This is a genomic window from Bilophila sp. T19-St14 (assembly GCF_059728385.1).
Genome location: NZ_BAAGFT010000001.1, coordinates 2,929,706 through 2,951,795 on the forward strand (window position 1 = coordinate 2,929,706; position 22,090 = coordinate 2,951,795).

A 22,090-nucleotide genomic window follows, 5' to 3' on the forward strand; every position below is an offset into this window, starting at 1 on the left:
CCGCGCAGGGCATCATCTGGGCGAACATTTGACGCCGCCTGCGGGGGGACATTTCTTTCTTTCTTTCTTTCTTTCTTTCTTTCTTTCTCTCTCTTCCGCCACGTCTTTCCTCGTTTGACGCCGCCTGCGCGGGGGCATACCGGTTTGGGCAGCTTTTCCCTGATGCGGAAGCGTCACGCATGGCGCGGCGGGGCCGCAGGCGGGTATCCGCATCACGCAGCCGAAACATCATGCGAGGCCGGGCGGGGCCACGGGGAGCCGTCCTTGGGACGGCTTTCGCCCCTTACGTCCCCTCCCCTCTATCATCCTCCCATGCCTATGGCAATCGGGCGGGGAGGGCGGCGTTTTCCCTTCGTTCTTTCTTGACAACCGCGCAGCCTTGAAGCACAATTTTTCGATTACACTTTGGTGTGGATATATAAGGAGCCTGTCCATGAGCGATTACAAAAAGAGCCTGAATCTTCCCAATACATCCTTCCCCATGAAAGCCAATCTCACCCAGCGTGAGCCCGAAATGCTGCGCTGGTGGGAAGAGAACAATATTTACGGAGCCATGCTGGAAGCTTCGGGCAGCCGGGGCTCTTTTCGCCTGCACGACGGCCCGCCCTACGCCAACGGCCATCTGCATCTCGGCCATGCCCTGAACAAGATCCTCAAGGACATCACCATCAAGTCCCGCAACATTCAGGGGCAGCAGTCCGTGTATGTGCCCGGCTGGGACTGCCACGGCCTGCCCATCGAATTGAAGGTTGAGCACGAGCTTGGCGAAAAGAAAAAGGAAATGCCTCCCTATGCGGTGCGCCGCCGCTGCCGCCAGTACGCGGACAAGTTCGTCGATATCCAGCGCAAGGAATTCAAGCGCCTTGGCGTGCTCGGCGACTGGGATCATCCCTACAAGACCATGCTCCCCGAATACGAGTCCGCCACGGCTGCCGAGCTGGCGAATTTCGTGGAAAAGGGCAATGTTGTCCGCAGCAAGAAGCCCATTTACTGGTGCTGTTCCTGCCAGACGGCGCTTGCCGAGGCCGAAGTGGAGTATGCCGACCACAAGTCGCCGTCCATTTACGTCCGTTTTCCGCTGGCCGACGACAAGCTCAAGACGGTTTTTGAGAAAGCCGATCCGTCCCGCGCCTATGTAATCATCTGGACGACGACCCCGTGGACTTTGCCGAGCAATATGGCTGTGGCGCTGCATCCTGAATTTGAATATTCGCTGGTCGAATACGAAGGCAGCCAGTACGTGCTCGCCACGGAACTCGTCGAAAGCGTCGCCAAGGCGTGCGGCTGGGACATGGACGGCGTAAAGACCGTGGGGATCGCCGCCGGGAAGCAGCTTGAACGCATCAAGGCCCGTCATCCGTTCTACGACCGCGAGTCTCTGCTGATCCTCGGCGGCCATGTGACGCTCGACGCCGGCACCGGCTGCGTCCATACCGCTCCCGGACACGGCCGCGAGGACTACGAAGTCTGCCTCCAGTACGGCATCGACATCTATTCCCCGCTCAACGATCGCGGCGAATACCTCGACAGCGTGGAGTTTTTCGCCGGGCTGCAGGTGCAGAAGGCCAACCCCAACGTCATTGAGAAGCTCAAGGAAGTCGGCAACCTGATGGGGCAGGCCGACATCACGCACTCCTATCCGCATTGCTGGCGCTGCAAAAATCCCGTCATCTTCCGCGCCACGACCCAGTGGTTCGTGAGCATGGACGCCAACGGGCTGCGCCAGAAGGCGTTGAAGGCCATCCGCAACGATGTGGAATGGATTCCGGGCTGGGGCGAGGAACGCATCTACAACATGATCGAACAGCGCCCCGACTGGTGCGTTTCCCGCCAGCGTCTGTGGGGCGTGCCGATTCTGGCCCTGCTGTGCGAGGACTGCGGCGAGGCTTGGAACGATCCCCAATGGATGCGCGACATCGCCGCCCGGTTCGCCAAGCATCCCACCGGCTGCGACTACTGGTATGAAGCCGACATGAAGGACATCGTGCCCGAAGGGTTGAAGTGCCCCAAGTGCGGCGGCCAACACTGGAAGCGCGAATCCGACATCCTCGACGTGTGGTTCGACTCCGGGACGAGCTTCGCGGCGGTGCTCGAAAAGCGCCCCGAACTGGGCTTCCCCGCCGACCTCTACCTTGAGGGATCGGATCAGCACCGCGGCTGGTTCCACTCCTCGCTGCTCGCTTCCATCGGCACGCGCGGCGTTCCGCCCTACAAGGCGGTGCTCACGCACGGCTACGTGGTTGACGGCGAGGGCCGCAAGATGTCCAAGTCCCTCGGCAACGGCATTGAGCTTGACGAGATCATCAGCAAGCACGGCGCGGAAATCATCCGCATGTGGGTGTCTTCCGTGGATTACCGCGAGGACGTGCGCATTTCGGTGGAAATCGTGAACCGCCTTGTGGACGCCTACCGCCGCATCCGCAACACCTGCCGCTATCTGCTCGGCAACCTGAACGACATGACGAAGGCCGACCTTGTGGACGTGAAGGACATGGACCCGCTGGATCGCTATGCCCTCGACGTCGCCGCGCGCACGCATCAGCGCGTACAGGACGCCTACCGGGACTATGAATTCCATAAGGTCTTCCATTCCCTGCACAACCTGTGCTCCACGGATTTGTCCGCGTTCTATCTGGACATCCTCAAGGATCGCCTGTATTCCTCCGCGCCCGCGAGCCGCGCCCGCCGTTCCGCCCAGACCGCGCTGTACCACATCCTGCTGATGCTCGTGCAGGACATGGCCCCGGTCCTGAGCTTCACGGCTGAGGAAGTGTTCCGCCACATCCCCGAAGCCCTGCATCCTGGCGCGAAGAGCGTGTTCGCCTTCCAGCTCATGGATGCGGATGCCTTCCTGCTGGACGATGCCGCCCGCAGGCGCTGGGAGGCCGTGCTCGCCGCGCGTACCGAAGTGACCCGCGCCATCGAGCCGCTCCGCAAGGCCGGAACCGTGGGCCACGCGCTGGACACCGCCGTGACCCTGTACGCCTCGCCGGAGCTGCTGGAAGTGCTCGGCGGCATCGGCATGGATCTGCGCGCCGTGTGCATCGTGTCCCAGCTCCATCTGGCTCCGCTTGCCGACGCGCCCGCCGATCTCGCTCAGGCCGACATTGCCGAATGCGGCAAGCTGGCCGTGGGCGTGGCAAAGGCCGTTGGCGAGAAGTGCGAGCGCTGCTGGATTTACAGCGACGGGCTCGGCTCCGATCCCGAACACCCGACGCTGTGCCCGCGCTGCGCCGCCGTTATGAAGGAACTCGCGTAGTGGCAGAGCCGGGCAAGGATACCCGTTACAGGGTTGTTTTGGGCGTCGGCGTCGGCGCGCTTGTGCTCGACCAGCTGACCAAGTTGTGGGTGATGGCGTCACTGCCCTATTATGGGGCGGTGACGGTCATCCCCGGCTTCTTTGATTTGGTGAATATCCGCAACCGCGGGGCCGCGTTCGGCTTCCTCAACCGATCCGACATCGAATGGCAGTTTTGGCTGTTCTTCGCGGCCACGCTGGTTTCGGCGGGCGTGATATTCATGCTCGCGCGTTCGGCCCATCGCGGCGAAAAGCTGCTGTTCTGGGGGCTCGGCATGGTGCTCGGCGGGGCCGTGGGCAACCTTGTGGACCGCATCCGGTTCCGCGCCGTTGTGGATTTTCTGGATTTTTATGTCGGCCAATGGCATTGGCCCGCGTTCAACGTGGCGGACATCGCCATCTGTTGCGGCGCGCTGCTCGTTTGCCTCAGCATGTGGCTGAAAGGCCCGTCAGGGAGGGCGTCGTGAGCCTGTTTTCGCTTGAATGGTGGCAGATCGCGCTGTTGTTTCTGCCCGCGCTGCTGAATTTATGGGGTATCTGGCACGCCTTCAGCCATACCTTTGAAACGCCGCTTGAGCGGGTGCTGTGGATGCTCGCCTGCGTGTTTGTTCCCGTCTTCGGCGGCGTGGCCTATGTGTTGTTCGGCTGGCGGCGCGCCCGCTGACTTGAGTTCTCTTGGCAAAGGGCGTATCTTTATTGTCCAAATCCTTTCTTTTAGGGTAATACGATGAAAAAGCCGTATATCTTTCCACTGCTTTTGGGATCGCTCGTTCTGACCGGCTGCGTCAATAGCCAGATGGACGCCATGCAGATGCGCCTGAACCAGCAGGAGCAGCAGATCCGCCTTTTGAGCAGCCAACTTTCCGGCGTGCAGCCCGCACAGGCGGACACGTGGGCGCAGGTTCAGTCCCTGCGTCAGGAGATGAGCGCCGTGAAAGGGCAGATCGACGACTTCAACAACGCTACGGCCGCTGCTGGCGGGCTTCCCGGCCTCGCCCAGCGCGTAAACAACCATGAGGCCGCGCTGCAGGCCATCGCCACGCAGTTCGGCATGGAACTGCCCGTGGCCGCCGCTCCGGGCGATCCCGGAACGCTTCCCGCCACGCCCGGCATGGCCGACGCCACCGCCGCGCCTGCCATGCAGCCCCAGCAGGCCGCTCCCGCCCCCCAGCAGGCCGCCCCGCAGACGCAGGCGCAGAGCGACATCGCCAAAGCCCTCTATGACAACGGCGTGCAGTCGTTCAACGCCCGCAATTATAAGCAGGCCCTCAAGTCCTTCTCGGACTTCACGGACACCTACGCCAAGCACAGGCTTATTTCCAACGCGTGGTTCTGGCGCGGCGAGTGCAACTACCAGCTTGGGAATTTCCCGGCCGCCGCACTGGATTACGAACAGGTCATCTCCAAGTATGGTTCGAGCGGGAAGGCCGCTTCCGCGTACCTGAAGCAGGGGATGTGCTTCATCAAGGCCGGGAAGAAGGACGCCGCCAAAGTCCGTTTGCAGGAACTCGTCAAGAAGTTCCCCAAGTCGCCTGAAGCGACCCGCGCCGCACAGCTCATGAAAGACCACAAGATGTAGGAAGCGCCATGAGCCAGGAAGCCAAGCCCTACCGCAGCAACGTGCATCTGACGTTTCCCCCGGCCATTTCGGGGGCGCCGCTGGTCTGCAACCTGACCCGGCTGTTTGACCTTGATTTCAACATCAGCACGGCCCAGATCACGCCGCGGCAGGAAGGTTTTTTGACTCTTGAACTGTCGGGTTCACGCGATGCCTGCGACAAGGGGATCAGTTACCTGCGGGAAAAGGGTGTGCTGGTTTCGCCCGTGGCGCAGAGGATCCGGCATAATGAGGACAAGTGCATGCAATGCGGCATGTGTACGGCTTTGTGCCCGTCCTCCGCGCTGACCGTGGACGTCAAAACGCGCCTTCTTGCATTCGACAAGGAAAAGTGTACAGTATGTGCGCGCTGCATCCGTATTTGCCCCGTTGGGGCCATGCGGATGGACGCTCCTGAAGAGGGTGTTCTGACCGAATGACGCCCCTGAGGACCTATAGCTCAGTTGGTAGAGCCACCGGCTCATAACCGGTCCGTCCTAGGTTCAAGTCCTAGTGGGTCCACCAAATATATGAATGGGTTACGAAAGCATGTCGTAACCCATTTTTTTATGGGTGGGCATTCTGTCCCAGTCCTGTCCCAAGTTTTTCTGTATGGAAGGTGAAGGGGAGTGAAGGTTTCCCGCATGGAGTAGCCCCACACAACCCCCGCCCGCCGGAAGGGATGCGACAGTATCGGCATCCCCACGGCATAAGGATACGAACAGCCTTCGTACCCCGTAGGCAGAGCCGCCGCCTATACTGCCCCCATGAACCCCGTCCAAGGCTCCACGAACCTCCTGAGAGGCGTTTTGCTCTTTACATGGTTAGAGGTTGTTTTTTCAATGCACTGTTATAGCTTGTGGTTGCTTCATCTCCACAGTACGATGAAAATACAGCCTTTTTCTCCGGTTTTCCTCTTGGCGGGATCCACGGCTAAGACATTTTTCCGGTTATCTTGGACTTTCAAGGAAAAAAGCATCAACCATTTTCTATAACACAGCCTTTTTCAAAAACGAGCCTCAGATTGACGATACAGAAAAATTCTTTTTCAGGGAGGGTAGGCCACAAAAAAGGCGGCCCGTTTCCGAACCGCCCCGCCGTTTCGTGGGCCCTTACCCCTGCCGTGCTTCCCCTGTGTTTCGTTTGCCGTTCGAGCTGGGCCTGTACAGCCGCAAGAGCCACCGCCGCCGTGCCCCATTCCCTTTAGGGCCACTCGCCGGGGTTCCATCCGCTCCGCCAGCCCGTAGCCAAATAGATGCCTAGGGCATAGGCCGCAGCCGTTCGTGTGAGCTTTATCATGGGAAGCCCTCCTTTCATATAGGGTAACCCGCCGCACCTTTCCCCGGCAAGTAAGGACACATCGGATACGCCCCTTTTTAAAGAGGCAGAATCTGATAGGTTCTGTTATAGTATGTGGTTGTTTCATCTCCACAGTGTGGTGGAAAATACAGCCTTTTTTCCAATTCTTCCCTTGGCGGGATCCACGGCTAAGGCATTTTGCCGGTTATCCCTGTGGAACTTCAAGGAAAAAAGCATCGACCATTTTCTATAGCACAGCCATCCGATATGCCCCGGTAACAGAAACAGCCCCATGAGCGTCCCAATTCAGCCTGTCCGCCTTTAAACGTGGAAACGATGGAATGGTTGCATCGGTTCCTTTTAGGAAGCTATTCGCCGTCCCCCAATGCGACGGCTCCCGTCTTGCGGTAGACCATACAGGCGGGGAACAACGCGCACAAGGAGCCGAGCGCGAAGGAAGCGGCGGCAAAGGAGCCTTCGGCGAGGGTCAGTTGTGGGGAGAGCATGATCCCGGTCTGGCGGAACATGAGCAGCGCCGCGCCTTCGGAAAGGCCCCAGCCGAACAGCAGGCCCGCCAGCGCGCCCACGGCGATGCTGGCGCTGACCACGCACCAGACGCTGAGCATCAGATAGGCGCGGGGCGCGCCGAGCACACGCAGCGTGCCGAGCATCCGTTTGCGCATGGATACCGCCATCCCGCCGACCAGCATGACCCCGCACAGGGCCACGAACTGCGCGGCATAGGCCATGCCGGTCATGATGTCGCGCATGTCGCCGAGGGTGGCGAACAGCTCGGTCAGCACCTCGCCGGTAAAGACGCCCTGCATGTTCACCGGCCTGCCGTCCGCATCCGGGAGGGTCGCCGTCTGCCAAAAGGCCCGCAGGCGGTAGGCGGCGGCGATGCTTTCGGGCTTGACGACCACGGCGGAAACGCCGGGCAGCGGGGAACCCTTCCCTTCAAAAAGATGTCCGAGGGGCAGCCCATGCCCCGCATCGGGAAGCGCATCGTGGACGGCCCAGACCGATTCGATGGGGATGAGGATGGCGTTGTCCCACGGCGTGCCCGTTTCCGGCAGGCGGCCCACGGCCTTGTAGCGGACATGCCCGTGTTCGTTGCGGGATGCGGAAACCTGCCCGTGCATGGGGGAAAACGCCTCTCCGAGCCGTAGGGGGACGCCCGCGCCGAGCACGGCTTCGTCCTGCGCGGCAAAGGCCCTGCCTTCCGCGAGCGTCCGTTTGCCGCCGAGCGTGACCATATCCCTGCTCGTCCCCACCAGCGGGGACGCGTTCCAGCGGTCGCCGAAGGCCAGCGGCGCGGCCCATGCCACGCCTTCCTGCTTCAGGATTTCCGTAACCGCGTTCCCCGGAACCAGCGGCAGCGACTGCGGGCGCAGATAGACCGCCCCAAGCATGAGCTGCACGCTGCTGCCCTGTGCGCCCACCAGCAGGTCGAAGGCGTCGCCCGCCCGCGCCGTGCCCTGCCGTACCGCCCGTTCGGTCATGCTGACCCCGACGCCGAGGCTGAGGGACAGCGCGAGGACCAGCGACAGGGCAAGGATGCCCCCGAAGGAGCGGCGCAGTTCGCCTTTGATCAGCATCAACGGATTCATGCCGCCTCCCGTATAATACCCCGGTTGAGATCGAGCACCCGGTCCATGTTTGCCAGTACGGCATCGTCATGGCTCACGACGAGGAGCGTGCTGCCCAGCGTCCGGGCGTACCCGGAGAGCAGCAGGGTCACCTGCCCGGCGTTGGCTTCGTCAAGGCTTGCCGTGGGCTCGTCCGCCAGGATGATGCCCGGCTTGAGCAGTACGGCCCGCGCAATGGCGACCCGCTGCTTTTCCCCACGCGACAGCGCCCGCACTTTCCGGGTGGGGCAGACGTGCATTTGTTCGAGCAGGCCGCGCCCGCGCCGGATCAAGGCTTCCGGGATGCGCCATCCGGTGAAGGTGGCGGGCAGGAGCACGTTTTCCAACGCTTCCAGCTCAGGGAAAAGCTGGAAGTCCTGAAAGACGAAACCGATATGCTGCCCGCGCCAGCGATCGCGCTGGTGTTCGGGCAGCGCGCCGGGCACGGTCGCGCCCCAGCGCACGGTTCCCCTGTCTGGAAGCACAAGCCCGCTCACGACGTTGAGAAGGGAGCTTTTCCCTGAGCCCGATGCGCCCCGGATGCCGACGTGTTCGCCGGATGTTACTTTAAGGTACGGTATGTCAAGAACCGTCCGCCTTTGCCCGCCTTCGGGAAAGGTGAGGAGGATGTTCTGAAGTTCGAGCCCGTTCATACAAGATCCTTGGTTTGCCGTAGGTTACAGCTTGCGGAAACGGGCGTCCCGCAGCCTGAGCTGGCTGATGAATCCGGTATCCGCATCGCGGTGCGATCCGATTTCCAGCACGCCCTCCACCTCAATGGTGGCGTTGTTCTGGACGAAGCTCTGGTTGGAGGAAAGGTAGACGACGAGGATGTTGTCGGGCCAGTCCGCGTCTGACTGGCAGAACGGGCACAGGGCCACGGGTTCGCGTGTGAGCACGAAGAAGGCGGCTTCGGCCTTGAGCGGCGGGGCCATGAAGCCTTTGATCGTGACGCGCTGCCCGGAGAGGCCCTTTACCTTGTCGGAAAACTGGAGCCCAAGGACGCCGCCCCCGCTGTAGAGTTCGTCAAACGAGAGTTCCGGCGTCGCCGCTTTCGCCGTACCCGTCAGGCAGAGCAGGGCAAAGAAGAGGAGGAGCAGTCTTTTCATGGGTGGTTCCTGTGGAAAAAGGGAAGGCTCTGTCATGGTATGCGGTTGTTTCATCCCACAGTGTGGTGGAAATGCAGCCTTTTTCTCCAGTTTTCCCCTTGGCGAAACCTACGGCTAAGGCGTTTTGCTGGTTATTCCTTTGAAACTTCAAGGAAAAAAGCATCAACCATTATCTATGACACAGCCAAAGGGAAAAGGAGGGGCTTCGCCAGGAAGCGCCCTCCTCCCGGTTTTTCCTACTTGTTTCCGAGTGCGAGGGCTTCGGATATGATGCGGAAGACTTCCGTGCTGTTCATGAAGCCCCGGAAGGCGTCGGCATGCGGGCCGCGCGCGCCGACCACAAGGTCGTCGATGGAGTGGACGCCGGTGGATTCGGTACGGGGCAGGTTGCCGATGCGGAGCTGCGCGCCGGGCACATCCTTGTAGGCGGCGTTGGCGATGTAATGCCCCTTTTCATCCTTGACGGACGGGACGAACGGGCCGTCCATCTTCGGGCGGTAGGTTTCGTAATAGTCGGGGTAGTTGCCGATGAACACCGCGAGGCGCTTGGACACGTTCACGTCGTCGGGGTAGCCGTCGCCGTTTTCGTCCTTATAGGCGGGATAGCCGGCCTCGGCGTAGATGCCCACCTTGTCGCGCATGAGCTCGCCGGGCAGGTTGTCGTCCACGGTGCCGATGACGCTGATGGAGTGGGTATGGTCGCCGGTGACGATGAGCAGGGTGTCGGGGTTCTTGTCGCAGAATTCCTGCGCAATGGCGACGACCTTGTCGAACATGATGGTGTCGTAGACGGCGCGTTCCCAGTCGAGCGGGTGGCTGTACTTGTCCACGAGGCCCGCTTCAAGCATCAGGAAAAAGCCTTCGGGGTTCTTGGAGAGCACGGAAAGGGCGGCCCGCATGGAGTCGGTGAGATCCGGCTGATCCGGGAACTTGGAGACAGTCCCTTTCTTGAGGAACTTGCGATCCAGCACACCGTCCATGTTGCCGGTATGGAACAGGCCGAGCAGCTTGTCGGGGTTGCCCTTCATGGCCTTGGAAAGCTCGGTATTGGACGTGGCAAGGGCATAGCCTTCCTTCTGGAACATTTCGATGTAGTTCTTGTCGTCCTTGCGCTTGGAGCCGGGGACGCTTTGGGGCAGGAAGTAGGCGGAGCCGCCGCCGATGATGACGTCGGGCTTCACGTTGTAGAACATATCCACGATTTCGGCCTTGTCGGCGCGGCGGCGGGTATGCCCGACCACGGAAGCCGGGGTCGCGTCCTCGATTTCGGCATCCGAAACCACGCCGATGGATTTGCCGGTCGTGCGGCGGAGCAGTTCGGCGATGGTTTCCTGCCTGGGATCGTCCAGCGAGTCGGGAGTGCGGTCGGCGTAGACGCCGAGGGCGTTCACGCTGGACTTGTGCCCGGTCATGTAGGCGGAGGCGGTGTTGGCGGAGTCGGCGGCGATGGAATCCACGCTGCATGTGCCGAGCATGGCGGTATAGGGCAGGGTATCCATCGACAGCTTGCCGTTGTACATGCCGTTGGTCACGCCTTTGGACATGAGGCGGGCGCTCGTGCGGTGTCCCATGCTCAGGCCGTCTGCGATGAGCAGGATGACGTTCTTGGCGGCGGGCTTGGCGGGCGTGCCGTACACGTCCCAGTTGGCGGAGGCTTTCCCGGTGGGGCTTTCCACCGTCACCTTGTACTGTCCGGGCTTGAGCGAAGCGCCGCGCAGCAGCAGGGCGGAGCCGTCGGCCCCCTTTTCCTTGGCGATGAATTTAGGTTTCGCGCCCAGAACGGCCTTGGCGTCCTGCCCGTTGATCAGGACTTTGGCGTCCTTTTCGGCGAGCTGGCCGTCAAACTCCACCTTGAAGTCGAAGCGGCTCCCGCCCAGGAAACGGGCCGTATCCACAGGGTAAATGTTCGGCGCGGCTTCCGCGACGCCGGAGAAGAGCAGGGCGCCCAACAGGGCGGGAATGATGCGTGTGTTCATGTAACGATCCTTTGTTGAGAAAAACTGTGAAAATCAGGCGCGCACGAGTTCGGCGACTTCGGCGGTCAATCCATCCAGCCCCTTGGTGCTGTACGCGCCGTAAAGCTGCATGGCGGTCTTCTGCGAAAGCACGTAGTTGCGGAACTGGTTGAAGGGCTTCTTGGACAGATCGGCTTCCTTGATGCCGTAGGAGCGGACGGCGACCTGCTTGAGGGCGTCCACGGTCCATTGGGCGGCGGGCACGCTGAGCACCCAGTCATGGTCAGCGAGGTGGGTCACGAAGCCTTCCATGCGGCGGGGCATGGGCAGGGTTTTGCCGCCCTTTTCCACAAGCCCGGCCTTGACGGGATCTTTGCCGTTGATAACGGCGGCGGCCTTCAGCCAGCCCACCACCAACTGTTCGGATGCGGCGGCTCCGGGGTGATCGTGGGCACAGGCCTGCGCTACGCACAGTTCGGGGGACAGCCCGCGCCGCAGGCTTTCGGCGACGCTGAGGATATGGTGTTCTCCGGTGGCGGCGAGGGTTTCTTCCTTGCGGCAGGTTCCATCCGCCTGCCACTGGAAGACCCACGGCTTGTGGAGGTCGTGGAGAAGCTGGGAAGCGAGCACCACGTCGCGGTCGAGCTTCAGGCCGAACATATCGACATAGTTGTCGTACAGGGCCTTGCAGGAGGCAACGTTGAGGGCCGTGTGCGTCACCAGCCCGCCGGGGTAGCTGTGGTGGCTGTTCCAGCCGCTGCCGGGCGCGGTATAAAAAGGCTGCGGGCTTTTCTTCGTGCCGGCGCAGGGCGGGAAAACGGCCTTGGCGTCCTGGGCGAGCAGCCCTTGCCCCTTCAATTCCTTCATGATGGCCTTGGCGTCACCTTCGGCCAGCAGCGGGGCCGGGTTTTTCATGATGTCCAGCACGGCGGCGCGTAGGCCGGGGTTGCCGATTTCCGCGGCGGCGTCCTGAAGGTATTTCCACGCGGCCATGACGTACTGGGATCTGTCCGCCATTTCCTTGGGCGTCATGTTGATGCATGCGTCAAGGGAGACGGCTTCCGTGGCGGCGTGGGCTGCGGAAGGATGCAGGAAGGTTTTTCCGGCGAGCAGCACGGCTCCGGTAGCCAGCCCGCCCAGCAGGAAGGTGCGGCGACTGTAATCGGCATTCATGGGGTTTCTCCTTGTTGATCCGTTTCAGGATGAGGCAAGGGAGAACCTAGACGCCGTTCGTGGCGGAAACGTGGCCTTAGTGTGACGTTTGTATTGTTTGTATGAACAACCCGTATGTATGAGCCGTGAAGAGGAAGGGCGGCAGTGTGTCGCCATACGGATACACATGGAGGGGGAATTGTCTGAAGACATTATGAAAGGGAGAAAATTGCCCTTTCACCAAGCCTGTCGGAACGGCTTCCCTCTTTTCTCCATTCCGCTATCCGTCCCTATATTAAAGGTTCCCGTGTTAAAGGCTTCCGTGCGTATCGAGTGCCGCAGCTTTTCCCATACAGTGCCATCGTAACGTGACGCGGCGATGGAATGCCCGGTCGCCGGATTGGGGCTCCCACTGTCATCGTGATATGACGCATCCAAAGCGGAGAGGCGCCGGAACGCGGGGGAAAGGGCGCTGAACAAGGAAGATCGGGGCCAAAGCGGAGGGCAGGGAGGCGGCCCCAAAACGGGCCGGAGGAAAGGCCGCTTCATATCACGAGTATGAAACCACCTTGAATCATAAACCATCTCAGCGTTCTTGAAAGACCGTATATTCTATCATAGCATGGCTTCTTTATTAGACTAACAGGAGCCCTATATATGAAGACGGAACACCTGTTTACCATCCGTTTGGGGGATGGGAGGCATTTTGAGTATGAAGGCACGCTTGACGGCGCGAAGCGCAAGGCCTCGAAGCTCGCCACGCCGCCGGTAGCGATTCAATTGCTTGCGGAACAACGCCTTATCGCAACGCGAAGGCCGTATTTCGGCTGGGACGGCAAAGTAGGATGGCACCCTTGGGAGCTTATCGAGAGGGCTTTTTGAACGGGGCCGCACTCTGAAATGCTGTGGCCTGTATTTTATTGATATATAATTGTATGTTGTGAAAAAGGCTGATGGGGCCGCCTCCGGTGCAGCGGGGTTTCTTCCACCAATGGGGATGGAAGAAGGCGGGCATGGCGGCCCGGAAAGCGGAGGAAAAACGGCGCGGGCACCGGGCTGCCGTTCCTCCTGCGAGGCCAATGCGGAGGCATCGGCCCCGCGAAGGCGGGAAGCGTTCGATTGGCAGGGAGCGTTTGCCGGACAGCCACGTCCCACCCTCCCCCATTCCTTGGAAGCGCGCCCGCAACCAGCCCGGCATGTACTTCGTCGGCAATGGCCGGAAAATCGCCCATGTTGCCAACGGAGTCATCCGTACAGGTAAGAACGATTCAGGGTCTTCCCCACGTGCGTGGGGGTGTTTCCTTCATAAGCGCGGGGCCGCCCTGTGGATGGAAGTCTTCCCCACGTGCGTGGGGGTGTTTCGCATCAAAAAGCATGGCGCTAAACTGCGAAAAAGGTTTCCCCACGCGCGTGGGGGTGTTTCCAGACCCGGCTTTCCGTGAAAGTTTCCGGCCAGGGTTTCCCCACGCGCGTGGGGGTGTTTCTAAATGCCATAGTCACCCCCGGAGCCATCTCCCGTCTTCCCCACGCACGTGGGGGTGTTTCCTACAGCGACAAGGTGGGTAAGGAAGTCTACGGGTCTTCCCCACGCACGCGGGGCCGGGCATGGATGAATGCGCTTTTCAGCTTGGCTTTCCCCACACGCATGGGGTGTTTCAGTTTCATCCGTAGAGGTAGGAGCGCTTTCTGTTGAGGAGCTGGATTAGGACGATATAGGCAAGGGCACTGTTTCGGGCCCCGTTTCGCCATGCCGCAGGCTACGGCATAGGGTAGGGGCCTATCGCGATTTGTGCCTCCGGCTTCATCCCGGAATGTTTGTTCGGCTAGGCATTCCCGGAAGGGATGGAAACATGGTGGGGATACGCAGGGATTCCAATGTGCCCGCATCCGTTCAAAGCTGCCGCTCCAGCCCGCCGTGGAATGATTCTCTGTCTGGAGGCGGGGACGATGGATGGAAGGGGTGGGGTTTTGCCGCCGCTTAAAGGCGCGGCAGGACAAAACAGGCGCAGGGCAAGCAGTTGGGAGCTCCGAAATGTCTCTAGCTGTCTTATAAAAGGAAACTTGCCATTCCGGGGTACTTATTCAAGACGCGTTTTTTAGTCGAGGGTGCCGTTGACGCCTTCAACGAACCAATCCATGCTGAGCAATTCCTTGTCGGGAGGAACCGTACCCGCGGGGATGCGTTCAACGCCTTGCTGATCTTTGACGGGGCCCGTGAAGACAACGAGCTTTCCGCTCTTGATGTCGGCTTTGGCCCTGTCGGTCAGTTCGCGCACATTTTGCGGGAGCATGGGGCCATAGGGGGCTATGTCCACCACGCCGGTTTCCATGCCGTACCAGAAGGAACCGTTTTTCCACGTCCCCGCGCGGACTTGCTCTACAACCTCCTTATAGAAGGGCCCCCACGACCATATGGCGGACGTCATGTGAGCCCGTGGTGCAAAACGGGTCATATCGGTATTGTAACCGATGGAATAAACACCCATTTCTTGTGCCGCTTCTTGGGGACCGCTGGAGTCCTGATGCTGCGCGATGACGTCCGCGCCCTCTTTGATGAGGCGCTTGGCGACGTTTTTTTCCATGACGGGATCATACCATGACTTAGTCCAGACTACACGGACTTCGGCCTTTGGGTTCACCGCACGCACGCCGAGGGTAAAGGCATTGATGCCGCGGATGACTTCTGGGATGGGGAAGGCCGCCACGTAGCCGATGGCGCCGCTCCGGGTCATGGAACCGGCCACCAGGCCGGTGAGATAGCGAGCCTGATAGATCCTGCCGAAATAGTTGCTCATGTTGGGGGCGTTCTTGTAGCCGGAGCAGTGCATGAATGTGGAGTCGGGGTACTGCTCGGCAACTTTGAGCATAAAATCCATGTAGCCGAAACTGGTCGCAAAAATGACGTCGTAATGCTTGCGGGCCATGTTTAGGATGATGCGCTCGGCTTCCGGCCCTTCGGGGACGCTTTCCACATACGAGGTTCTCACGCCGGGCATGGTGCTCAAGAGCTTACGGGCTTGATCATGGGCATATGACCAGCCTTCTTCGCCGATCGGGGAAATATAGATAAAGCCGACCTTCATCTCCCTTTGGAGCCCTCTGGACTGAACCGGCGCGGAGGCCAGCCCAGCCGCAAGGAGCAGGGTGGCCATCAGGAGCGCAAGCGTACGCATGGGTATATCCTCGGATATGGGACACGGTTTCCGGGATGGCCTCCCGGTTTTTTAAGGCTGTGCCACAGCAAACGATTGATGTTTCCTTTCTCGAAGGCTCTTATAGTTTGTGGTTGTTTCATCTCCACAGTGAGGTGAAAATACAGCCTTTTTCTTCGGTTTTCCCCTTGGCGGGATCCACGGCCAAGGCATTTTGCCGGTTATCCCTTTGGAGTTTCAAAGAAAAAAGCATCAACCATTTTCTAGAACACAGCCTTCTCGAAGTTCCAAATAAATAACCGACAACATGCCTCAGTCATGGGGCCCGCTAACGGAAAGCTGGAGAAAAAGGCTGTATTTTCACCGTACTGCGGAGATGAAGCCGTCACATCTCATGGCAGGGCCGTTCTTCAAAGAACGGACGGTAAACGATTTAGGAAGACGTTTCAAGGCGAGGCCTCCTAAAAGGGAAGTACGTATTCCATATATGGAAAAAGCTTTCCTGAGCCTTAAAAGGCATGGAATCCGTTTTTCCCCACTTTTAACCCCTCCGCCGCCGTCATCCTTTTGTTATGATGGCCCATGAGGGGCTCACGTTCACCATGCCCGCCCGTCAAAGTGTTTTGTGGCAAATGTGTTGCGATGGCAAGACGATGCGGGATCAGGGATAGCGGCTCATTGCAGTGCCCCGCGTTTGATGGTATGTGAAAAAAGATGTTCCGTGACCGGGAGGCTTGCCCCTGTCCCCAAGGTCACACACTGTTCAGGGGCAGAACGGAGAGCTGGACAATATGAGTACGATCGCTTCAGTTTGGGCCCGCGAAATCCTTGATTCGCGCGGCAATCCTACGATAGAGGTAGAAGTTTCCCTTGATTCCGGTCACGTAGGCCGCGCCGCCGTCCCGTCCGGGGCTTCCACGGGAACCCGCGAAGCGCTGGAACTGCGCGACGGGGACAAGGCCCGTTATAAAGGCAAGGGCGTCAGCAAGGCCGTTGAAAATGTGAACACCGAGATTGCGGAAGCGATCGTGGGCCTCGACGCGCTGCGTCAGGTGCAGGTGGACAACACCATGCTGGATTTGGACGGCACGGACAACAAGTCCCGCCTCGGCGCCAACGCCATGCTCGGCGTATCGCTCGCCACGGCCCGCGCCGCCGCTGAATCCCTGGCCCTGCCGCTGTACCAGTACATCGGCGGCGTCAACGCCAAGGTGTTGCCCGTCCCCATGATGAACATCATCAACGGCGGCGCTCACGCCCCCAATAACTTGGATATTCAGGAATTCATGATCATGCCCGTCGGTGCGCACACGTTTGCCGACGGCCTGCGCATGGGCTCTGAAATCTTCCATACGCTGAAGACCATCCTTGCCGCCGACGGCCACATCACCAGCGTGGGCGATGAGGGCGGCTTTGCCCCCAACCTCAGGAACCACGACGAAGCGTTCAGCTATATCCTGAAGGCTATTGAGGAATCCGGCTACAACCCCGGTTCGGAAGTCGTGCTCGCCATTGACGCCGCCGCTTCCGAGTTCCACAAGAACGGCAAGTATATGATCGGCGAAAAGGGCGCTCTGAGCAACCGGGAAATGATCGAATGGCTGGCGGAGTTCACCGCCAAGTATCCGCTCGTCTCCATTGAAGACGGCCTTGCCGAAGACGATTGGGACGGCTGGCGCGAGCTGACCGATACCCTCGGCGACAACATCCAGCTTGTGGGTGACGACCTGTTCGTGACCAACCCCGACATCCTTGCCGAAGGCATCGAAGAGGGCATCGCCAACTCGATCCTCATCAAGGTGAACCAGATCGGCACTCTGACCGAGACCCTCGACGCCATCCAGCTTGCCAAGGAATCGGCCTACACGACGGTCGTTTCCCACCGTTCCGGCGAAACCGAGGACAGCTTCATCGCCGACCTCGCCGTGGGTGTGAATGCCGGCCAGATCAAGACCGGTTCGCTCTGCCGCAGCGACCGCCTCGCCAAGTACAACCAGCTTCTCCGCATTGAGGAAGACCTTGACGACGCCGCCATGTACTACGGCCCCGTCATGGGTGCGAATCTCGCTTTTGACGGCGAAGAATAAGGCAATCGGGGAGGGGAAGGGGAGCCTTTTAAAAAAGGCCCCCCTTCCCCTCCCCGAACCCCTCCCCTTCCCCGCGAAAACTTTGACTGGTGGGGAGGCCGCGCAGAGGGAGTACCGTTGAAAAAAGAAAGGCTGTGAACGGAGTTCACAGCCTTTTTATTTGGCTCTGTCATAGCATGCGGCTGTTTCATCTCCACAGCGCGGTGAAAATACAGTTTTTTCTCCAGTTTTCCCATTAGCGGAATCTATGGTTTATGGTTAAGGCATTGGGGGGGGTATTCCTTTGGAGCTTCAAGGAAAAAGCATCAGCCGTTTCCCGTGACACAGCCTTTTCTTTAGGCTCTGTCATAGTACGTGGTTGTTTCATCTCTACAGTACGGTGAAAATACAGCCTTTTCTCCAGCTTTCCCTTTGGCGGGCTTCATGGCTGAGGCGTTTTGTTGGTTATTCCCTCGGAACGCCATAGAAAAAGGCATCAACCTTTTTCTATGACACAGCCTTTTCTTTATGGGCTTCAGCCTGTTGGGGATACGAAGTATCCGAAACAAGAAACCACCCGTTATATGGGTGGTTATTATTTGCGGTACTGTTATAGAGCGTGAGTTGTGTTATACAGTGCAGTGAATAGAGAGCTTTTTATGGGTATTGGCGGTGGCCCTTTGGTTGAGGCATCTTATTGATTTTTTATTGAGAACTCCTAGGCTGTGTCGTCATTTTTATATGTAACTATTTAAAACTATTAAAAATAAATTTTTTTGAGGCTTGAAAAATAGTTAAATAATTTCAAAAAATTATATTTAATTGAAGACACGACCCAAGAAATAAAACTTCATTCGTTTTCCCTGACAAAGGCTTTTGTTTAGGCTGTGCCATAGAAAATGGTTGATGCTTTTTTCCTTGAAGCCCCAAAGAAATAACCAATAAAATGCCTCAAGTATGGAGTCCATCGGCGGAAAAACTGGAGAAAACGTCTGTATTTTTATCAATTGTGGAGAGAAAACAACCACATACTATGACAGAGCCTTTGTCTATACCCCTGCCATAACAAAAGATTGATAGACTATTTTATGTAACTCAAGATAGAGACTAAGAAAATTTTTTGCCGCAGGGCTCACCAGCAAATACATTCAAAAAAATTTGATGAAATCAACTCCTGCAACACTGCATCAATCAAAGGCTATGGCGGAACCTTGTTTATAATTCAGGTAGATTTCTCTTTCTTTTTTTTGGCTGTGTTATAGAAAATGGTTGATGCTTTTCTCCTTGAAGTTCCACAGGGATAACCGACAAAATGCCTTAGCCCTATATTCCGCCAAGAGGAAAACCAGAGAAAAAGGCTGTATTTTCACCGTACTGTGGAGATGAAACAACCACAAACTATAACAGAGCCTTTCTTTCTCTTTCTTTCTTTCTTTCTTTCTTCTCTCTCTCTCTCTCTCTCTCTCTCTCTCTTCCCGTCAGCATCCATTCGGCAGGGACTCCTTTTGAGTGGCCTCCCCACCAGTCGAAAGTCTTGGGAAAGGAGGGGGGCCGGGGGAGGAACAACCCTTCTTCAGAAGGGTTTTCCTCCCCCGGTTATCCCTGCTATTTCTTTTCAGGCAACGGGCCGCGCGGGAGGAAGCGCCACGTGTCGCGGAGTTCCATAGCGGCTTCGTTGATGAAGGGAATGTCATTGTAGTAGAGCGCGCCGATGGGCACATCATATTTTTCCTGTGCTGCGGCAAAGTCCTGATGCAGTTTGCTGTAGGGTACCCAAAGCGGGGTGATGACCCAGAGCAGCAGCCATATCGTGAACATGCAGAGAAGCAGCTTCACATAGCCGGGGAGAGGGCGTCTGGACATGATGCTTTTCCTATGAGGGGTAGGGGGAAGATCCCGGCCCGGTGAGCTTTTGCATAAGGAGGTGGAATCGCCGGGCGGTTCCACCTCCAAATCCGGGGGTGAGGAAGCAGCGCACCCGTAAGCCGGATGCGCCGACGAGCCCGTCAGATCTTCGCCGTGACTTCGGGGAAGACGAGGTAGAACATTACATACGCCATGAGAAGGGTCAGGGCCAAGTTGAAGGACTGGCCGCAGACGTACAGGATGAGGGGCTTGCCGCCCTTGAAGTAGGGGGCGAGTTCGCGGAAGTTGGTGCTCAGGCCGATGGCGGTGAAGGCGAGCACGAAGAACCATGTGCGGACGCCCTTTTCAATGCCGTCGATGACGCCCTTGTTGATGAGGGCGGTGCCGAGGTCGGGGCCGAGGTCGGCGCTGTACATGGAGAAGATGATCGAAGCGGCGAGGAAGCCGATGACGAACTTGGGGAAACGATGCCAGATTTCCATCAGGCTGGTTTCGCGTCCGGCGGTCTTTTCAACGCTGGTGCACCAGTAGACGGCGATGCCGAAGGCGGTCACGCCGATGAGCACGTTCTGGATCATCTTGATGGTCGCGGCCACATACATGGCCTTGGAGCCGAGCAGCGCACCGGCGGCGGCCACGGCGCCCGTGGAATCGACGGTGCCGCCGATCCACGCGCCGCCAAGCACCTCAGGCAGGCCGAGGAACTTGATGAGGGCGGGCATGGCCACCATCATGATGGCGGTGAAGGTCATGGACAGGCCGAGGGCGAGGGTGAGCTCTTCCTTCTTGGCGCGGCACGCGGCGGCCGCGGCGATGGCGGCGGAGGTGCCGCACACGGACATGTCGGCGGAGATGGTGATGTTCAGGGTCGGGGAGGCCATCTTGAGAACCTTCTGCCCGAAAATAAAGGTCACGATGAGCACGATGGGGGTGACCACCCACGCCACGAAGATGCCGGCGGTGCCGATGGCGATGATCTTATCGAACAGGATTTCCGCGCCAAGGAGCACGAGGCCCGTCTTGATGTAGTATTCAACCTGAAGCGCAGGCTTTATCCACTGCGGGGTACCGATCGTGTTGGCGATGATCATGCCGAACATGATGCCCCACGGCTCTACGCCGATGCCGTAGTAGGCCATAGTGGACTGCTGGCCGAGGATCATGGCGACAACCACGACGACGAACAGCCCCACGAAGCCGATGAGGAACTTGGGCAGGTTCTGGCCCATGATGAAGATGCCGATGCCGAAGAACAGGCCAAAGGCGACCATCAGCAGGGGCAGGGTGGTGAAAAGGTTTACGGGCTTGGCCTTGGCGGAGGCCTTGGACGCTTCGGACTTGGCCTTGATCCAGTCCTTGATGGCGGCTTCGGCGGCGGCGTTCAGTCCGGCATCCTTGTAGCCCGCATCGGCGGCGAGCTTTTCGGCGGCTTCGGCGGCGGCGAAAGAGCTTTCGGCCTTGGCCTTGGCTGCTTCGGCCTTTTCCTTATTGGCGGCGTTCTTCGCGTCGGCCTCGGCTTGGCTGGTGAACATGGCCTTCAGAGGGTTGTTCGTCCACTTGCCGGGGCTGGCTATGAATGCCTTGATTTCCTTGGCGATAGGCAGGTTGGTGCCGACGACGCCCTTCTTGGCATCCTGAGCTTGGATATACGCAATGGTCTTGAACGGAGCCTTCTCAGCTTCCGCCTTCATGATCGCGTTGGAGTTGTCGATAGTCTCCTTGTAGCTGGCCGGAGCGCCATTGATGAAAATGCAGATGGCCGCGATCAGCAGGACGAAACCAAGCCAAATGGCCCAGTAGTCTTCCTTCTTCCACAGGTCTGACCAGTGCGATTGGGCTTGGTCGATGACCACATTGTTGTTTTCATTTGCCATAACAGTCTCCTCCTGGCTTGGGGCATGTGCCGAAAGCCAACCCTGTTTTTGGGGTGAAAAAAATCACCAACTCCTCTGCCTTTGAGCGGTTGTGGAGTTTACGGCTCCACAGACCTGACGCCTTTCATTCGACTAATAACAGGACACAGTCTATTGTCAACAGAATTTTGAATGTAGTGGCGAGTTATTATGAATCGAGGACAGAATGAAAAGGAACAGGTCTTGTATATGAGTAAAGTAGATTGAGTGAACAATCAAAGGTGTTCTACTTTGATATAATTTGAACAAAATGCTGCATACAGGGCTGCATCCAAGAAACGCGGTCGGGCATATGGTTCTGCCGACCGCTCTTTTTTGCCTATTTAATATATTGATATAGATATATTTTATTGAATAGAAATTTTCTTTTGTCCTCTACTCCTCCAAAACGGTAAGGGGTATCATGCTCTAGAGTTCACCAAATATTTTTTTGGGGGGGCGTCATCATGATGGAGGGTTTGGGGGAAAATGTTGAGAGCCCCACGCCACAAAAGCATGGAGATACGGGAAGTAAAAAAGATGGGATGCAGTAGAATCTGGAGTAAAGGCCGGGATACCAGTACGCAGATATGGCGACTGTCGACATGATAGGGCGGTTACCCCTTTCTTAGCCGCAGCGCGACAGTATGGTAACAAGAAAATACACAGGGATAACGCGTTTAGTGCGGAATCCAGCGGCGGAACTCATGGGAGCGCCGTTATGATGCGGCAGGGAGAATTCCGAGTGGGCCTTCTGGTGCAGGGAATGAAAATCCATCGTATCTTTATAAAACGATACGCCGTCATCCCCAGACTATTCCGAGACATTCACCTTTTCGATGATTTTCAAAAAAATCGTTTTGAATTCCATGTAGTTGAAATGTAACTTCCATTGTAAAAGCGAAGGCTCTGTTATGGTTTGTGGTTGTTTCATCTCCACAGTGCGTTGAAAATACAGCCTTTTTCTCCTGTTTTCCCCTTGGCGGGATCCACGGTTAAGGCATTTTGCCGGTTATCCCTTTGGAACTTCAAGGAAAAAAGCATCAGCTGTTTTTCTATAACACAGCCAAAGTGAA

General features: G+C 58.1%; 15 protein-coding genes, 1 tRNA gene and 1 CRISPR repeat array. Of the genes, 8 read left to right on the forward strand and 8 right to left on the reverse strand.

Going from position 1 to position 22,090, the window contains the following annotated elements:
- Nucleotides 1–433 precede the first annotated feature (433 nt).
- The 6 genes from ileS (at nt 434) to AC6I1V_RS12430 (ending at nt 5,420) form a co-directional block, all read left to right on the forward strand.
- Entirely contained in the window at nt 434–3,259 is a 2,826-nt protein-coding gene (ileS, locus tag AC6I1V_RS12405; RefSeq protein WP_486854022.1) for an isoleucine--tRNA ligase, read from the forward strand.
- The gene (gene lspA, locus AC6I1V_RS12410) at nt 3,259–3,765 is read left to right on the forward strand and encodes a signal peptidase II (protein WP_302552936.1); all 507 of its coding nucleotides are present in this window, start codon (nt 3,259–3,261) and stop codon (nt 3,763–3,765) included. The genes ileS and lspA overlap by 1 nt, the downstream gene beginning before the upstream one ends.
- The gene (locus tag AC6I1V_RS12415) at nt 3,762–3,962 is read left to right on the forward strand and encodes a PLDc N-terminal domain-containing protein (protein ID WP_302552937.1); all 201 of its coding nucleotides are present in this window, start codon (nt 3,762–3,764) and stop codon (nt 3,960–3,962) included. Before lspA ends, AC6I1V_RS12415 begins: the two co-directional genes overlap by 4 nt.
- Nucleotides 3,963–4,025: 63 nt before the next feature.
- A complete protein-coding gene (ybgF, locus tag AC6I1V_RS12420) occupies nt 4,026–4,877 on the forward strand; it encodes a tol-pal system protein YbgF (protein WP_302552938.1) in 852 nt (283 codons plus the stop codon).
- 8 nt (nt 4,878–4,885) lie between these two features.
- Nucleotides 4,886–5,335 (forward strand): NIL domain-containing protein, encoded by a 450-nt coding sequence (locus tag AC6I1V_RS12425; protein WP_486854023.1) that lies wholly within the window; start codon nt 4,886–4,888, stop codon nt 5,333–5,335.
- A gap of 9 nt (nt 5,336–5,344) precedes the next feature.
- A tRNA-Ile gene (locus AC6I1V_RS12430) sits at nt 5,345–5,420 on the forward strand.
- A gap of 1,142 nt (nt 5,421–6,562) precedes the next feature.
- Here the strand turns inward: AC6I1V_RS12430 and AC6I1V_RS12435 are convergent.
- The 5 genes from AC6I1V_RS12435 to AC6I1V_RS12455 form a co-directional block, all read right to left on the reverse strand.
- Nucleotides 6,563–7,804 carry an ABC transporter permease gene (locus AC6I1V_RS12435; RefSeq protein ID WP_486854024.1) on the reverse strand — a complete coding sequence of 414 codons (1,242 nt, stop codon included), beginning with the start codon at nt 7,802–7,804 and terminating at the stop codon, nt 6,563–6,565.
- Nucleotides 7,801–8,475, reverse strand: a complete 675-nt coding sequence (locus tag AC6I1V_RS12440; RefSeq protein WP_486854025.1) for an ABC transporter ATP-binding protein — start codon at nt 8,473–8,475, stop codon at nt 7,801–7,803. The genes AC6I1V_RS12435 and AC6I1V_RS12440 overlap by 4 nt, the downstream gene beginning before the upstream one ends.
- A 24-nt stretch (nt 8,476–8,499) precedes the next feature.
- Nucleotides 8,500–8,931 (reverse strand): hypothetical protein, encoded by a 432-nt coding sequence (locus AC6I1V_RS12445; RefSeq protein WP_302552942.1) that lies wholly within the window; start codon nt 8,929–8,931, stop codon nt 8,500–8,502.
- A gap of 236 nt (nt 8,932–9,167) precedes the next feature.
- Entirely contained in the window at nt 9,168–10,907 is a 1,740-nt protein-coding gene (locus AC6I1V_RS12450; RefSeq protein WP_486854026.1) for an alkaline phosphatase, read from the reverse strand.
- Nucleotides 10,908–10,940: 33 nt separating this feature from the next.
- On the reverse strand, nt 10,941–12,059 hold the full coding sequence (locus tag AC6I1V_RS12455; protein WP_486854027.1) for a metal-dependent phosphohydrolase: 1,119 nt from the start codon (nt 12,057–12,059) through the stop codon (nt 10,941–10,943).
- 636 nt (nt 12,060–12,695) lie between these two features.
- On the opposite strand from AC6I1V_RS12455, the gene AC6I1V_RS12460 reads away from it, so the two are divergent.
- Nucleotides 12,696–12,920: a hypothetical protein gene (locus AC6I1V_RS12460; protein WP_308771082.1), complete on the forward strand. Its 225-nt coding sequence runs from the start codon at nt 12,696–12,698 to the stop codon at nt 12,918–12,920.
- 391 nt (nt 12,921–13,311) lie between these two features.
- A CRISPR array of direct repeats spans nt 13,312–13,583; the repeat unit is 28 nt; unit sequence GTCTTCCCCACGTGCGTGGGGGTGTTTC.
- A 551-nt stretch (nt 13,584–14,134) separates the two neighbouring features.
- Here AC6I1V_RS12460 and AC6I1V_RS12465 read toward each other — a convergent pair.
- Nucleotides 14,135–15,211 carry a BMP family ABC transporter substrate-binding protein gene (locus AC6I1V_RS12465; RefSeq protein ID WP_486854028.1) on the reverse strand — a complete coding sequence of 359 codons (1,077 nt, stop codon included), beginning with the start codon at nt 15,209–15,211 and terminating at the stop codon, nt 14,135–14,137.
- A gap of 770 nt (nt 15,212–15,981) precedes the next feature.
- Between AC6I1V_RS12465 and eno the strand changes: the two genes are divergently transcribed.
- On the forward strand, nt 15,982–17,277 hold the full coding sequence (gene eno, locus AC6I1V_RS12470) for a phosphopyruvate hydratase (RefSeq protein WP_302552947.1): 1,296 nt from the start codon (nt 15,982–15,984) through the stop codon (nt 17,275–17,277).
- Nucleotides 17,278–18,861: 1,584 nt separating this feature from the next.
- Here the strand turns inward: eno and AC6I1V_RS12475 are convergent.
- Both AC6I1V_RS12475 and AC6I1V_RS12480 read right to left on the reverse strand, forming a co-directional pair.
- A complete protein-coding gene (locus AC6I1V_RS12475) occupies nt 18,862–19,119 on the reverse strand; it encodes a hypothetical protein (RefSeq protein WP_302554136.1) in 258 nt (85 codons plus the stop codon).
- 143 nt (nt 19,120–19,262) lie between these two features.
- Entirely contained in the window at nt 19,263–20,996 is a 1,734-nt protein-coding gene (locus AC6I1V_RS12480; RefSeq protein ID WP_497737026.1) for a YeiH family protein, read from the reverse strand.
- Nucleotides 20,997–22,090 lie beyond the last annotated feature (1,094 nt).

Bases quoted from the DNA above. Each gene is read 5' to 3' on its own strand.
- ileS (WP_486854022.1), top strand. From the start codon at position 434: ATGAGCGATTACAAAAAGAGCCTGAATCTTCCCAATACATCCTTCCCC.
- ybgF (WP_302552938.1), top strand. From the start codon at position 4,026: ATGAAAAAGCCGTATATCTTTCCACTGCTTTTGGGATCGCTCGTTCTG.
- AC6I1V_RS12425 (WP_486854023.1), top strand. From the start codon at position 4,886: ATGAGCCAGGAAGCCAAGCCCTACCGCAGCAACGTGCATCTGACGTTT.
- AC6I1V_RS12435 (WP_486854024.1), bottom strand. From the start codon at position 7,804: ATGAATCCGTTGATGCTGATCAAAGGCGAACTGCGCCGCTCCTTCGGG.
- AC6I1V_RS12440 (WP_486854025.1), bottom strand. From the start codon at position 8,475: ATGAACGGGCTCGAACTTCAGAACATCCTCCTCACCTTTCCCGAAGGC.
- AC6I1V_RS12445 (WP_302552942.1), bottom strand. From the start codon at position 8,931: ATGAAAAGACTGCTCCTCCTCTTCTTTGCCCTGCTCTGCCTGACGGGT.
- AC6I1V_RS12450 (WP_486854026.1), bottom strand. From the start codon at position 10,907: ATGAACACACGCATCATTCCCGCCCTGTTGGGCGCCCTGCTCTTCTCC.
- AC6I1V_RS12455 (WP_486854027.1), bottom strand. From the start codon at position 12,059: ATGAATGCCGATTACAGTCGCCGCACCTTCCTGCTGGGCGGGCTGGCT.
- AC6I1V_RS12460 (WP_308771082.1), top strand. From the start codon at position 12,696: ATGAAGACGGAACACCTGTTTACCATCCGTTTGGGGGATGGGAGGCAT.
- AC6I1V_RS12465 (WP_486854028.1), bottom strand. From the start codon at position 15,211: ATGCGTACGCTTGCGCTCCTGATGGCCACCCTGCTCCTTGCGGCTGGG.
- eno (WP_302552947.1), top strand. From the start codon at position 15,982: ATGAGTACGATCGCTTCAGTTTGGGCCCGCGAAATCCTTGATTCGCGC.
- AC6I1V_RS12475 (WP_302554136.1), bottom strand. From the start codon at position 19,119: ATGTCCAGACGCCCTCTCCCCGGCTATGTGAAGCTGCTTCTCTGCATG.
- AC6I1V_RS12480 (WP_497737026.1), bottom strand. From the start codon at position 20,996: ATGGCAAATGAAAACAACAATGTGGTCATCGACCAAGCCCAATCGCAC.